At 63.1% G+C, this 13,596-nt stretch carries 12 protein-coding genes; 9 read left to right on the top strand and 3 right to left on the bottom strand.

Translation table 11 applies throughout. From position 1 onward, the window contains the following. Positions 1–90 precede the first annotated feature (90 nt). Both IVB22_RS17880 and IVB22_RS17875 read left to right on the top strand, forming a co-directional pair. The gene (locus tag IVB22_RS17880; protein ID WP_247518627.1) at positions 91–855 is read left to right on the top strand and encodes a VWA domain-containing protein; all 765 of its coding nucleotides are present in this window, start codon (positions 91–93) and stop codon (positions 853–855) included. Positions 856–922: 67 nt separating this feature from the next. Continuing rightward, positions 923–1,645 carry a DnaJ domain-containing protein gene (locus IVB22_RS17875; protein ID WP_247518626.1) on the top strand — a complete coding sequence of 241 codons (723 nt, stop codon included), beginning with the start codon at positions 923–925 and terminating at the stop codon, positions 1,643–1,645. A gap of 258 nt (positions 1,646–1,903) precedes the next feature. On the opposite strand, the gene IVB22_RS17870 is transcribed toward IVB22_RS17875, so the two are convergent. Further along, positions 1,904–3,760: a D-alanyl-D-alanine carboxypeptidase gene (locus IVB22_RS17870; RefSeq protein WP_247518625.1), complete on the bottom strand. Its 1,857-nt coding sequence runs from the start codon at positions 3,758–3,760 to the stop codon at positions 1,904–1,906. A gap of 401 nt (positions 3,761–4,161) precedes the next feature. On the opposite strand from IVB22_RS17870, the gene IVB22_RS17865 reads away from it, so the two are divergent. After that, entirely contained in the window at positions 4,162–4,500 is a 339-nt protein-coding gene (locus tag IVB22_RS17865; RefSeq protein WP_247518710.1) for a phasin family protein, read from the top strand. 93 nt (positions 4,501–4,593) lie between these two features. Here IVB22_RS17865 and IVB22_RS17860 read toward each other — a convergent pair whose 3' ends face one another. Further along, positions 4,594–5,997 (bottom strand): pilus assembly protein, encoded by a 1,404-nt coding sequence (locus tag IVB22_RS17860; protein ID WP_247518624.1) that lies wholly within the window; start codon positions 5,995–5,997, stop codon positions 4,594–4,596. A 502-nt stretch (positions 5,998–6,499) separates the two neighbouring features. Here IVB22_RS17860 and clpS point away from each other — a divergent pair. Then, the gene (gene clpS / locus IVB22_RS17855; protein WP_247518623.1) at positions 6,500–6,832 is read left to right on the top strand and encodes an ATP-dependent Clp protease adapter ClpS; all 333 of its coding nucleotides are present in this window, start codon (positions 6,500–6,502) and stop codon (positions 6,830–6,832) included. Between the two features lie 265 nt (positions 6,833–7,097). Continuing rightward, entirely contained in the window at positions 7,098–9,509 is a 2,412-nt protein-coding gene (gene clpA, locus IVB22_RS17850; protein WP_247518622.1) for an ATP-dependent Clp protease ATP-binding subunit ClpA, read from the top strand. A gap of 168 nt (positions 9,510–9,677) precedes the next feature. Here clpA and IVB22_RS17845 read toward each other — a convergent pair whose 3' ends face one another. Next, positions 9,678–10,034 carry a PilZ domain-containing protein gene (locus IVB22_RS17845; protein WP_247518621.1) on the bottom strand — a complete coding sequence of 119 codons (357 nt, stop codon included), beginning with the start codon at positions 10,032–10,034 and terminating at the stop codon, positions 9,678–9,680. Between the two features lie 235 nt (positions 10,035–10,269). Between IVB22_RS17845 and IVB22_RS17840 the strand changes: the two genes are divergently transcribed. From IVB22_RS17840 to IVB22_RS17825, 4 genes are all read left to right on the top strand, one after another. Then, complete coding sequence (locus tag IVB22_RS17840; protein WP_247518620.1) at positions 10,270–11,235, top strand: lytic transglycosylase domain-containing protein; 966 nt, start codon at positions 10,270–10,272, stop codon at positions 11,233–11,235. A 193-nt stretch (positions 11,236–11,428) separates the two neighbouring features. Next, positions 11,429–12,172: an AzlC family ABC transporter permease gene (locus IVB22_RS17835; protein ID WP_247518619.1), complete on the top strand. Its 744-nt coding sequence runs from the start codon at positions 11,429–11,431 to the stop codon at positions 12,170–12,172. Further along, a complete protein-coding gene (locus IVB22_RS17830) occupies positions 12,169–12,513 on the top strand; it encodes an AzlD domain-containing protein (protein WP_247518618.1) in 345 nt (114 codons plus the stop codon). The genes IVB22_RS17835 and IVB22_RS17830 overlap by 4 nt, the downstream gene beginning before the upstream one ends. Positions 12,514–12,571: 58 nt before the next feature. Continuing rightward, a complete protein-coding gene (locus tag IVB22_RS17825) occupies positions 12,572–13,543 on the top strand; it encodes a tripartite tricarboxylate transporter substrate binding protein (RefSeq protein WP_247518617.1) in 972 nt (323 codons plus the stop codon). The last annotated feature ends 53 nt before the right edge of the window (positions 13,544–13,596 follow it).

Raw genomic sequence — 13,596 nt, 5'->3', positions numbered from 1 at the left:
TCCTGGGTTTGCGGCTGTGTCACCGTCCGGTGCATTGACCGGCGAAGGGCTTCGTCCCACATAGAGCTTGCTGCTTACAAGCGAGCGCTCATGACCGGCGAACCTACCAAACCGAAATCGGCAGGCGATGTTGCGTCGGCAAAGGCCGAGGCGCGTAAAGGCGGTCCGCTGCCGGAGACCAAGCCGTCGGCGTCGGACGACATCGCAGCCTTCGTCGCGAAAGCGCGCGCAATGTCGCCGCACCGAGCGGGCGCCAGGGGAAGGCTGGTCTTTGCGCTCGACGCCACCATGAGCCGGCAGCCGACATGGGATATGGCCTGCGCGCTGCAGGCCGACATGTTTCGCGAGGCGGCTTCGCTCGGCAGCCTCGATATACGGCTGGTCTATTACCGCGGCTTCAACGAATGCCGCGCCACGGGCTGGATCTCCGATTCCGCGCAACTGGCAAGATTGATGGGCAAGATCGATTGCCAGGGCGGCAACACCCAGATCGGCAAGGTGCTGTCGGAGGCGCGCCGCGAGGCGGTGGCGTCCGGCGTGCGCGCCATGGTGTTCGTCGGCGACGCCATGGAGGAGGCGGTCGACGATCTCTGCGCCAGGGCCGGGGAACTCGGCCTGCTCAAGGTGCCGGTGTTCATGTTTCAGGAAGGCCACGACGCCGCAGCCGAACAGGCCTTCCGCGAGATTGCGCGGCTCACCGGCGGCGCATGGTGCAGGTTCGATCCCGGCGCCGCTGCACAGTTGCGCGAGCTCCTGCGCGCCGCCGCAGCGTATGCCGCTGGCGGGCGCGAAGCGCTGCTGGCGCTGTCGAAAACCGCAAGCGGCGCGGCCGCGCTGATCGGCCAGATGAAGTGATTACGACTTTGGTTGCCAGCGAGACGAGCGCCATGCTTTTCGGCGCCGATGCCGCTATATTAGAGCCATGCCAACCCTGATTGCCGGCGTCGTCGCCGTTGTCCTTCTCTACTTGCTGCTGCAGATGTTTCGTGCTGCCAATCCGGTCGTGCTCGCGCGCGGCATCAAGATCGTGGGCGGCGTCGTCGCGCTGGCGGTCGCGGCCTTTACCGGCCTGCGCGGCGAACTTGCGGTGGCGATTCCGCTCGGTATCTTCGGCGCCGGGCTGCTCGGCTGGTCGCCGTTCGGGTCGGGCGGCTTCAGCAATATCGGGGGGCTCTTCGGCGGAGCGCAGCGCTCGACGGGACAGGCCTCGCGCGTGCGTTCGCAGTTTCTCGACATGCGCCTCGATCACGACAGTGGCGAACTGTCGGGCCAGATCGTGGACGGACCGAATGCCGGGCGCTCGCTCGACGCGTTCGACCTGCCGCAGTTGATCGCGATGATACCGGCTTTCGACGCCGAGAGTGTCGCCTTACTTGAAAGCTATCTTGACCGCCGGTTTCCCGCTTGGCGTCAGAACGCGCAAGGCGACCCGGCAGGGGGGCAGCGCCGCGCGGCGGCGAGTGGAAAAATGACGGACGAGGAGGCCTATCAGATCCTTGGCCTGCAGCCGGGCGCGGGGCGTGACGACATCAGCCGGGCGCACCGCGCCCTGATGAAGAAACTGCATCCCGATCAGGGGGGCTCGACGTACCTCGCTGCCCGTGTAAACGAGGCCAAGGATACCCTTCTTCGCACGCATCTTTAGCTAACTCCGGCTCACGCCACCGACGCTACAAACCGAGAGCTGCTTCCGTGCCATTCTCTGATTGACGCCCCACATCGCCCGCCGTTGTCCGGCGTGGTCGATCGTCCATTGCAGGGAAACTTAACCGTAAATTCTTGACGAGAAGTTTTCGCCGGCCGCATCGGACGTGATTGTGCGAGAGCCGCGCCGACTGTGTTTAGAAAACAACAAAGCCGGCGCTTGCGGCGCCGGCTTTGCCAATTTTAACGAGAAGTCCGGTCAGTTGCGAACGGTCATGCAGGAAATGTCGGCGCGCTTGAGCGCGCGGCACACCGCTTCGGCAGAATCGCGATCGAGACCGGCGAAGCGGGCGCGGTATAGCGTGCGGTTGTCCTTTGAGACGACCGGCTCGGTGAAGGGATCGGCCTTGCCGAGCAGGCCGCTGGCCTTGGTGCGGGCGAGATCGATCCGCTGCTTGGCTTCGCTTTCGCTTTCGAGGGCGCCGACCTGGACGATCCAGCCGGTGCGGACCACCGCCGGCGCGGCCGTCTTGACGGCGTCGTTCTGTTGCACGGTCTGCGGCTGGGCACGAGACGCCGGATCGGCATAGGCGAGCGTCTGCGCGTGTGGGGCTTGCGAGGGCGCATGTGCCAGGCTGGAAGCGGGCAGCACGCCGAGCACGCCGTTTCCGGTACCGTGACCAGCCGGCTGCTGCGGCATGGCCGCCCTGAGGGCTTCCCTGGCGGCTTCGGCCTTGGCCTCGGCGGTGTTTGCGACAACGGCGCTGGAGGTCTCGGCGACTTCCGAGCGGGCCGGGATGGCGTTGGTGACCGGCGGTGCTACCGGCTGCGAGCCGCCGGCGGACGCCAGTTTCATTGGGCCGGCCTTGACCTGAACCGTCTTGACCTTCACCGGCTTCATCGGCTCAGCCGAGCCCGGAATAGCTGAGATCGCCTGAGACTGGATGACGCCGCTGGTCAATGGTGCGGGTTCGGGCTTGGCTTGCGGCTCGAATTTGTTCTGCTCGACCTTGGCGGGCGGCGAGGGCAGGGCAGCGGCGGCCGCCGCCATCAGCGACGGCTTTGCCGGCGCGATCGAGCGGGTCGTTTGCATGGCCGCGAGCCCAGGTTCGGCGGCGGCGAGAGCGCTGCCGGACTGAGCCACCTCCGCCGGACGCGAAGCGGTCTCGGCTTCGGCCACATCGACGGTGCCGTCGGCGGGATTTCGCTCGGTGATCGCGGCCACTGTACGCTTGGTCGCGCCCTTCTCCAGGTTTTCGGCCAGCAGGTTGCGCATGGTGGCGTCGCGCGAACCGCCGCTGCGGCCACCCAGCACCACGCCGACGAGGTGGCGGTTGCCCCGGCGCATCGAGCTCACGAGGTTGAAGCCGGAGGCGCGGGTGTAGCCGGTCTTGATGCCATCGACGCCTTCGACATTGCCGAGCAGGCGATTGTGGTTGCGGATCGACTGGCCGCGATAGGCAAACACGGAGGTCGAGAAGTAACGATAGTAACGCGGGAAGCGGTCCTGGATCGCGCGGCCGAGCGTGGCCTGATCGCGCGCCGTGGTGAGCTGTTCGTCGTTGGGCAGGCCGGACGCGTTGCGATAGGTGGTCTTGCTCATGCCGAGCGCGCGCGCCTTGCGCGTCATCAGCCTGGCGAAATCGGCCTCGCTGCCGGCAATGGCCTCCGCGATCACGACGGAGGCGTCGTTGGCGGAGCGCGTCACCAGGCCCTTGATGGCGTCCTCGACCTTGATGGTCTGGCCGGGCCGCAGGCCGAGCTTGGTCGGCGCCTGTTCGGAAGCGAACTCCGACACGTCCATTTCGGTATCGAGCTTCATCTTGCCGGATTCGAGGCGCTCGAACAGCAGATAGAGTGTCATGATCTTGGTCAGCGAAGCCGGGCGCCGGACGCCGTCGGGATTGTTCGAGGAGAGCACCGCGCCGGTATTGCCGTCGACGATGATCGAGGAGAATTGCGGGCTGTAGCTTTCGCGGACGATGTGATGGCGACGATGCTTGGAGCGGCGCGCTTCGGCGCTCTCGCTGCTGATCAGTATCGCGGTCGTGAATGTAATGAGCCCGAGGGCGCACACGCGCAACGCGCGCGAGGAAGCCAAGGTTGTACGAAGCATTTACTTCCCCGTCCCAATTTCTGTCTTGATCACCGGCTCGTGAGGCAAAATTGTGCTCACCAACCACTGCCGTTTCCCTGTTCGGACTACCGATCCGGCCATTACGCGCGGCCCGGTTGGCCAATCAGATCGCTTTTCTAGATAAGCTACTGTTTACAAACAGCTTTTAGGCTGCGTGTCGGAAGGCGAACAAGTCCAGGAAGCAGGTTAGGCGGGGCGGGTTTCCAAAAGATTAATTAACCGTTGCGTAAGATCCCGGATTTTTGCGCTAATCGGCCACATTTGTGCGTCGCACAATATTTCTTGACTTTATTGTGCGGTGCACATATATGGGTGGTGGTCAGGGGGCCGGGACCTCCCGGCAATCGGTTTACACCTGCAGTCTGGGAAAGGACTCCATGATGGTCAAGGTTGAAGACATTCAGAACTACGGCAAAGAGCATCTCGAATCGGTTGCCGCTTCCGCGAGCAACCTGCAGAGCGGCGTTCAGGCGATCGCGACTGCCTATGGCGATTACGCCAAGAAGTCGTTCGAAGACACCAAGTCGTACGTTGAAAAGCTCTCCGGCGTGAAGTCGCTGGACAAGGCGATCGAAGCGCAGACCGAATTCGCACGCTCTTCCTACGAGACCTTCGTCGCGGAATCGCAGAAGATCGCGGGTCTCTACACCGATCTCGCCAAGCAGACCTTCAAGCCCTACGAAGGCCTGGTCTCCAAGTTCAACCCGGCTTCGCACTAATTCGTTCGCGATCTGATACTTCGACAATAAAAAAGCCCGGCCGTTGTGGCCGGGCTTTTTCTTGTTCGAATTCTTGGCGCCTCGACGAGGCAGTTATTTGTAGACGCGCAGCTTGGCCAGCGACTGGCCGATCGAATTGAACACCGATGCGGTCTGGTCGGGATCGGTGATGTGGTAGAACTTGTCTGGGCCGCTGGCGCATCCCTTGAGCACGACAGACTCCGGATCTCCGCCGGTGTTGACGTGGACGGTGTAGATATCGATGTTGTGCGGCGCCGCCTTCGCGTTTGCGCACAGGATCTTCTGGCGGGCATCGATCTGCGACGCGTTCGAATACCAGCGATTCTGCGTGTTCAGGCCGTCCGACAGCAGGACGATGGCATCCTTGTAGGTATAGTTCGCCGTGTCCTTGGGCGGGGCATTGAACGGCGGTACGCCTACGCCGAGCGTCAGCCAGGCCCATGCCATGCCGATGCCTTGGTTGGTATTACCGGTGGGCTGCAAGTTGCCGATCAACGTTTTGAGCGCCGTCCAGTCGTAGCTCAGCGGCATGATCGGTGGCATATAGGCACTGGCGCCTGTCTTGCAGTATCGTATGGTGTTCCCCCACCGATCCTTTCCAGTATATTCTTCGGCGACAACCATCGTCGGCGCGTTCGTCGAACTCGGCGCGTCGTTCTTGGTATCGTAAGCCTGCGTGCGGTCGGTGACGCAGCCGGTCCACTTGGTCTTGTCCGGCGTCCAGACCCTGCTGGCCTTGGTCAGGCAGTCACTCTTGGTCTTCTTTTTGGTGTTGCTGCACGTCCCCCATTCCGGGTTCTGATCGGTCCACACATCCCAGTCGATCCAGCTCTCATCCTTGAAGCTGGTGCCGAGGTTGACGTCCTTGGCGAAGGGAATAATCGAAATGTAGATGTCGCCGTCATTCTTCGCGAGCTTGCTCAACTGATCGACCAGGGCTTTGGCGGCCTTCTGCATCGCAGGCATCTTGCCGTCGTCCGCCATCGATCCCGTTACGTCGAGCGCCATCGCGACCCGCATGCGCACGTTACCCCAGGCCGAGGTGGATCTGGCCTTGAAATCCATGGTCGGGAAGCCGACGACCCGCATGAAACCGGTGTCGATGGCGCCGGAACCCTCGACCAGAATGGTCGACCCGTTGCCGGAGGTCTGCGTGTAGCTCGCGGTGACTGGGTCCGACTTGGCTTCCGGGTTGGTGTAGAGGGCCTTGAAATACTCGTCTGCCTTCTTGGAGATTTCCGAGGTACTGATGGTGCCCTCGGTCAGGTCCTTCGCCAGCATCAGGGCGGTGGAGTCGAGGGCGGCCTGCATCGAGGATCGGGCGTTGACGGCGCGGGTGTAGTCGACCGCCGCCCCGACGAAAGTGATGATCGGGATGATCGCGATCCCAAAGAGGATCGCGATATTGCCGTCGTTGGCGCCGGCGAACCGGCGGGCGGCCGCACGAAGGCGACGGAAAACGACTGTATCGAGCATGGCTCTCACCGCAAATGTGATTTCTGTGGCCATTTCCGCCCGGGCCGCTAAACAGGCGGTAAACCGGTTCCACCAAAAACGGGTCAAACCCTGTGCATCGCCAAACCGGCCGCCAAAAGCACCTGCTATCGTCAACGGCGGCTAAACGGGCGGCGCTGTCCTTTGTCAAATCCGGCAGAAACGATTAACCTTGGTCCGGATAGCCGAGCCGGGAATCGGGCCGGTCCGGGATCGTGTCAGCCAGCGTCAATGCGCTTGCGGCGGTCCGGCGGCAGACCCATATTCCAGGTGCCGACCCGGCCAACGGGTCGGACCGGGAGCGGCGATCTGGAAAAAAGCGTTGCTGGGTGCTTGCGGTGGCTCACGCCAGAGCCGATCGCGAGTGGGCCAGGATGCGCTCCGGTCACCCCTTTTTGGAATTTCAAACGCCTGAGCCATGTTGCAGCCAACCTTCAAAGCTTGTCCGTCCGTGCCGGTAACGTCATCTGCTTCTGCTCCCCGAATGAGCAATGACGAGAACCGCAATACCGGAACCAGTGGGCCGTCGACGTCGGTCATCACCAAGGTCAAGCCGAAGACCAAGCGCCCGAACCTGTATCGCGTCCTGATTCTGAACGACGACTACACGCCGATGGAGTTCGTCGTTCATGTGCTGGAAAAGTTCTTCCAGAAGGACGCCGAAGCGGCCACCAAGATCATGCTCCATGTGCATCATCACGGGATCGGCGAGTGCGGCGTGTTCACCTACGAGATTGCCGAGACCAAGGTCACGCAGGTGATGGATTTTGCGCGCAAGCACCAGCATCCCCTGCAATGCGTGATGGAAAAAAAATAGCCGCGTGCGGCTCTCGACCCGGCCGGACAGAAGGAACGGTCTTGCATCGATCGGTGTTGACTGAAGCCGATCGTATTCCCGGTAGTTTTTCGGGGGGAGGGTCGCGTGCCGTGAGCCGTGGCGCGTGAATTTAGAAGAAAACCACACTTGCGGAACCGGTCTTTCGCCACGATCGCAGGTAACTATATGACAGGGGATGACGAAGGTTGTTGTTGCCTGACCGGGTAATGGCGATCATGATGACCGGGGGCCATAGAGGACGCGAATGCCAACTTTTTCCCAAAGCCTTGAACAATCCCTGCATCGTGCGCTGGCGATTGCAAACGAGCGGCATCATCAATACGCGACGCTCGAACACCTTCTGCTTTCGCTGATCGATGACTCGGATGCGGCGGCGGTGATGCGCGCCTGCAGCGTCGATCTCGACAAGCTGCGCACGAGCCTCGTCAACTATCTCGAAACCGAATTCGAAAATCTGGTGACTGACGGCGCCGACGACGCCAAGCCGACCGCCGGATTCCAGCGCGTGATTCAGCGCGCGGTGATTCACGTCCAGTCTTCCGGTCGCGAAGAAGTGACCGGCGCCAACGTGCTGATCGCGATCTTCGCGGAGCGCGAAAGCCATGCCGCTTATTTCCTGCAGGAGCAGGACATGACGCGGTACGACGCGGTCAACTATATCAGCCACGGCATCGCCAAGCGGCCGGGCGTTTCCGAAGCGCGCCCCGTGCGCGGCGTCGACGAGGAGACCGAGGCCAAGGGCAACGAGGACGCCAAGAAGAAGGGCGAGGCGCTCGAGACCTATTGCGTCAACCTCAACAAGAAGGCGCGTGACGGCAAGATCGATCCGGTGATCGGGCGCAATTCCGAGATCAACCGCGCGATCCAGGTGCTGTGCCGCCGGCAGAAGAACAATCCGCTGTTCGTGGGCGAGGCCGGCGTCGGCAAGACCGCGATCGCGGAAGGGCTCGCCAAGCGCATCGTCGATTCCGAAGTTCCGGAAGTGCTGGCGGCGGCCACCGTGTTCTCGCTCGACATGGGCACGCTGCTCGCCGGCACGCGCTACCGCGGCGACTTCGAGGAGCGCTTGAAGCAGGTGCTGAAGGAACTGGAGGCACATCCGAACGCCATCCTGTTCATCGACGAAATCCACACCGTGATCGGCGCCGGCGCCACTTCCGGCGGCGCGATGGACGCGTCCAATTTGCTCAAGCCGGCGCTGGCGTCCGGCACGATCCGCTGCATGGGTTCGACGACGTACAAGGAATACCGCCAGCATTTCGAGAAGGACCGCGCGCTGGTGCGCCGGTTCCAGAAGATCGACGTCAACGAGCCGACGGTGGAAGACGCCATCGCGATTCTCAAGGGTCTGAAACCCTATTTCGAGGATTACCACCGGCTGAAATACACCAACGAGGCGATCGAGGCGGCGGTGCAACTGTCGTCGCGCTACATTCACGACCGCAAGCTGCCGGACAAAGCGATCGACGTGATCGATGAGTCGGGCGCGGCGCAGATGCTGGTCGCCGAGAACCGGCGCAAGAAGACCATCGGCATCAAGGAGATCGAGACCACGATCGCGACCATGGCGCGGATTCCGCCCAAGAGCGTATCGAAGGACGATGCCGAGGTGCTGAAGCATCTCGAGCAGACGCTCAAGCGCGTGGTGTTTGGCCAGGATAAGGCGATCGAGTCGCTGTCGGCGTCGATCAAGTTGGCACGCGCCGGCTTGCGCGAGCCGGAGAAGCCGATCGGCTCCTACCTGTTCTCCGGTCCGACCGGCGTCGGCAAGACCGAGGTCGCAAAACAGCTAGCGGCCTCGCTCGGCGTCGAGCTGCTTCGCTTCGACATGTCCGAATATATGGAGCGGCATACGGTGTCGCGCCTGATCGGCGCGCCTCCCGGCTATGTCGGCTTCGACCAGGGCGGCCTGCTGACCGACGGCGTGGACCAGCATCCGCATTGCGTGGTGCTGCTCGACGAAATCGAGAAGGCGCATCCGGATCTCTACAACGTGCTGCTGCAGATCATGGATCACGGCCGGCTCACCGACCACAACGGCAAGCAGGTCAATTTCCGCAACGTGATCCTGATCATGACCACGAACGCAGGCGCGGCAGACCTCGCGCGCCAGGCCTTCGGCTTCACGCGCAACAGGCGGGAAGGCGACGACCACGAAGCGATCAACCGGCAGTTCGCGCCGGAATTCCGCAACCGGCTGGATGCGATCGTCTCGTTCGCCCATCTTAATGCCGACGTCATCGGCATGGTGGTGGAGAAGTTCGTCCTCCAGCTCGAGGCGCAGCTCGCCGACCGCGACGTCACCATCGAGCTGTCGGACCTCGCCAAGGCCTGGCTGATCGAACATGGTTACGACGAGCAGATGGGCGCGCGTCCGATGGCGCGCGTGATCCAGGAGCACATCAAGAAGCCCTTGGCCGACGAGGTGCTGTTCGGTCACCTGAAGGGTGGCGGCCACGTCCGCGTCGTGCTGGTCAAGGACGAGGCGAGCGCGGAAGGCAAGGACAAGATCGGCTTCGAGTTCGTCGAAGGACCGGTCACGCCGAAGCCGGAGAAGCTGCCTGGCGCCCGCAAGCGCAAGCCGAAACCGGGCGGCCCCAACGGGGGCGGCGGGTCCAAGGGGCCGGCCTCAAAGGGCCCGCTGGTCAAGGTGTAAGTGGCCTCAATCCAAAACGAAAAGCCGGCGTGTCGCGAGACCGCCGGCTTTTTGATGCCTGACTGCTTGATGTCTAACTGCCCGCCAAACCAACGCTTGGGCGGTGGTTGATATCCGTTGCGGCACCGCGGGATGTCTGTTGCGTTACCTATGGTGCCCCGCGAGCGCTCAGCGCTCGCCGAGCAGTTCGTCGATCTGTCGCTGGAGCTGGCGCTTCTTGATCTCGCTTCTGCGCAGCCGCTCCGCGAGATCGGACACCGGCTCGGCCGGGCTTTCCGCCCTGAATGCGACGCCGACGAAATTGTCGCGCCACCAGACCACTTTGGCCATAAAGGAGCGGCCCTTGCGCGCGATGCGCAGCGAGAGCTGCTCTTTCGGCAACTGGACGTCATTGCTGAATTCGATGGTCGCGCCGTGATCGGAAATATTGCGGACGATGCATTCGCGCGTCGCGCCGCGTTCGCCGATCTCGGCGACGCCGCCATACATTACCTTGTCGCGCACGCTCTCGCGCCGGTCCCGCATTGAATGTCTCCCAACAAAGAGGGAGACTTTTACCCCGCTTTGTGCCCCGTAAAAGACCGGCTGACGCAAAATGCGGCATTAACGTAAATTAACGCGGTTCCGATGGCGCGGATTTCGGAACAATTGCAGCGCAAAAAAGGTGTTGTGGTGCGGTGGAACCGCGGATCCACTGGCTGGCCGTGATCGTTTGACTAGCGATCTTACCGCTATACGCTCTCTCGGATTGCAATTTACCATGCAAAGAGGCCGGCTTCTTCGCGCCCTGTGGTGCACGGTGTCGCTTTTGTCTTCGGTTGCGCCTGCCTGCGCCGAGGACGCGGGTGAGGCTACCCGATTGAGCGTCGAGCCACGCGCGATACCGGAGCAGAAGCCGGCTGACGGGACGCGGGAGAGCGACACGCGCGAGGCGATGTGCCTGATGATCGAGTCGGCCGCGAAAGCCTCCAACCTGCCGCTCGAATTCTTCGCCCGCGTGATCTGGCAGGAGAGCCGCTTCCGCTCCGACGCGATCGGGCCGGTGACGCGCAGCGGCCAGCGCGCGCAGGGGATTGCGCAGTTCATGCCGGGCACCGCGAGCGAGCGCGGTCTGCTCGATCCCTTCAGTCCCGTGCAGGCGCTGCCGAAATCGGCGGAGTTCCTGGACGAGCTGCGCAACCAGTTCGGCAATCTGGGACTGGCGGCTGCAGCCTATAATGCTGGCCCGCGGCGGGTGCAGGAATGGCTTGCAGGTACCGGGCCGATGCCGCAGGAGACGCGCAACTACGTCGTAGCCATCACGGGCTCCACGGTCGAGGATTGGGCCAGTGCGCAGAAGGGCGGCAGGACGCCGGAGCGGATACCGACGTCGAGCTGTCGCGACTTGATGGCGCTATTGAAGCAGGCGCCCAGTCCCTTCATCACCGAACTTGAGAACCGCATCACGCTCGGTGCCGCGAAAGTGTGGGGCGTGCAGCTTGCCGCCGGCTTCAGCCGCGGCAAGGCGCTCGCAATGTACGCCCGTGCGATGAAGCGGCTGGGCGCCGTGATCGGCGACCAGGACCCGAGCCTGCTCTCTTCGGTCATGCGCAGCCGCGGCACGCGCGCCTTCTACCAGGTGCGGATTGGCGCCGACACGCGGCCTGCCGCCGACGACCTCTGCAACCGCATTCGCAAAGCGGGCGGGGCGTGCTTTGTGTTGCGCAACAGGGGCGTGCCGGGATGATGCACAAGTCGTAGCCCGGATGGAGCGAAGCGCAATCCGGGGAGGCTTGTCCACTTGTGAGATTCCCGGATTGCGCTGCGCTCCATCCGGGCTACGGGACTACTGCATAGCCGCCCTGAGCGGCGCTTGCTTGACGCGGGTTGCTTTCACCAGCCCTATGCCCGCGACGATTCAAATCTCCATCCGGTCACCCGTGGCGCTGCCTCCGCTCTCTTCTCCCCAATGGAAAAGCCCCATCCGCGCCTTCGCATGGGGCATGAGTTCGGTCGCGTCCACTGTGCTGACGCTGGTGCTGTTTGCGACCTATCTCGGCATCGGTGCGCTGGCCCATGACAGCCATTTCAGCCTGGGCTGGGTGCTCGGCAGCACGCTGCTGGTCTGGGCGGGTCCGGCGCAGATCATCCTGATCTCGACGCTGGGGTCGGGCGCGACCGCGGTACAGGCGGCGATTGCGGTGACCGTGAGTGCGATCCGGCTGTTTCCGATGGTGGTGTCGGTGCTGCCGCTGATGAAGACGCCGCAGACAAAACGCCGTCATCTGGTGCTGGTGACGCATTTCATCGCCGTCACCCTGTGGGTCGAATGCTACCGGCTGCTGCCAAAGGTGCCGCGCGAGCGGCGAATTGCGTTCACGCATGGGCTTGGCTGCGGGCTTCTCAGCGTTTGCATGGTCGCCACCACGCTCGGCTATGGCCTTGCCGCCAACCTGCCGCCGCTGTTTGCAGCGGCGATACTGCTGCTGACGCCGCTGGCGTTTTTGCTTTCGACCGCGCGCAACTGCCGGCAGATATCGGACGTGCTGGCGCTGGTGCTTGGGATCGCGCTGTTTCCGCTGGTGTCGATGCTGCATACCGGCGTCGATATTTTGATCAGCGGCGTCACCGCCGGCACCATCGCCTACGGCGTGCACTGGTGGCGGGAGAGGGGGCGCGCATGAGCGAGTTTTTCGGAAGCCCGCACGCGCTGTTGATCCTGGTGCTCGCAGGCTTCCTGCCCAACGAAGTCTGGCGCATGGCCGGGCTGTGGTTCGGGGCCGGCGTCGACGAGGGTTCGGAAGTTCTGGTGTGGGTGAGGGCGGTGGCGACCGCGATCCTCGCCGGCGTCATCGCGCAGATCCTGGTGCAGCCGCCGGGCGCGCTGGCAGGCGTGCCGGACTGGCTGCGCTACGGCGCGGTTGCGGCGGGTTTTGCGGTGTTCATGCTGACGCGACGCTCGATCTTTGCCGGCGTGGTCTGTGGCGAGATCGTCCTGCTGGCCGGGAAATGGTGGCTCGGTTGATTGCAGGCGGCGGATAATCCGGTACTGTCCGGCGCATAAGAAACGTCGGGGAAACGAAATGAACTGGCTGAAATTATCGGCGCTGGTGGGCGCTCTCGTCTGGGCCGCGCCGCTGGCCCATGCGGCGGAATATCCGGTGCGCCCGATCAAGCTGATCGTGCCCTATGCTGCGGGCGGCCCGACCGATGTGCTGGGACGCATGGTCGGCGAATATCTTGCCCGCGACCTGAAGCAAGCCGTCGTCGTCGAGAAAAAGGGCGGCGCGCAGGGCGCAATCGGCGCCGAAGCCGCGGCGCGCGCCGAACCCGATGGCTACACGCTGTTTTTCACGGCGGCGTCGATCTTCGTGCTCAACCCGCTGCTCTACAAAAAGCTGCCTTACGATCCCGCCAAGGATTTCCGGATGCTGGCGTTGATCACAGACCTGCCTGTCGTCATGGAAGTTCATCCGTCCGTGCCTGCCAAGACGATCCAGGAGTTCGTGGCCTATGCCAAGCAAAATCCCGGCAAATTGAACTTCGGGTCGGCCGGCACCGGCGGCACCATTCACCTTGCCGGTGAGATGTTCAAACAGATGGCCGGTATCGACATGGTTCATGTGGCTTACAAAGGCGCAGGACCTGCGCTGACTGACCTGCTGTCGGGTAATATCCAGGTGATGTTCGACACGCTCGGCACCGCGCTGCCGCCGGTCAAGGGTGGACTGCTGCGGCCGCTCGCGGTCAGCTCGGCGCAACGCATTCCCGACCTGCCCGATGTACCGACCGTGGCGGAGAGCGGCTATCCCGATTACGTCGTCGGCGTCTGGTTCGGCATCGCAGCGCCGTCGAAACTGCCTGACGATATCGCGCAAAAGCTCACGGCCAGTCTGCACAAGGCTTTGGGCGATGATACATTCCGCACATCGCTCGAGAAGGTCGGGTATTTGCCGCTGCGGCCCAAAACCCAGGCCGAGATCGATAAATTCGTTGCGACCGATCGCGCGCGTTGGGCGGGCGTGATAAAGGCTCTCAACATTTCACTCGATTAGCGTTTTCGAGCGAAGTGGGTACCGGTTCGCGTGAAGAAAACGCGTCAAAGCGT

The organism is Bradyrhizobium sp. 190 (assembly GCF_023073415.1).
Lineage (GTDB): Bacteria > Pseudomonadota > Alphaproteobacteria > Rhizobiales > Xanthobacteraceae > Bradyrhizobium.
The sequence above is the reverse complement of the archived record's forward strand: the minus strand, read 5'-3'. Positions and strand labels throughout refer to the sequence as shown.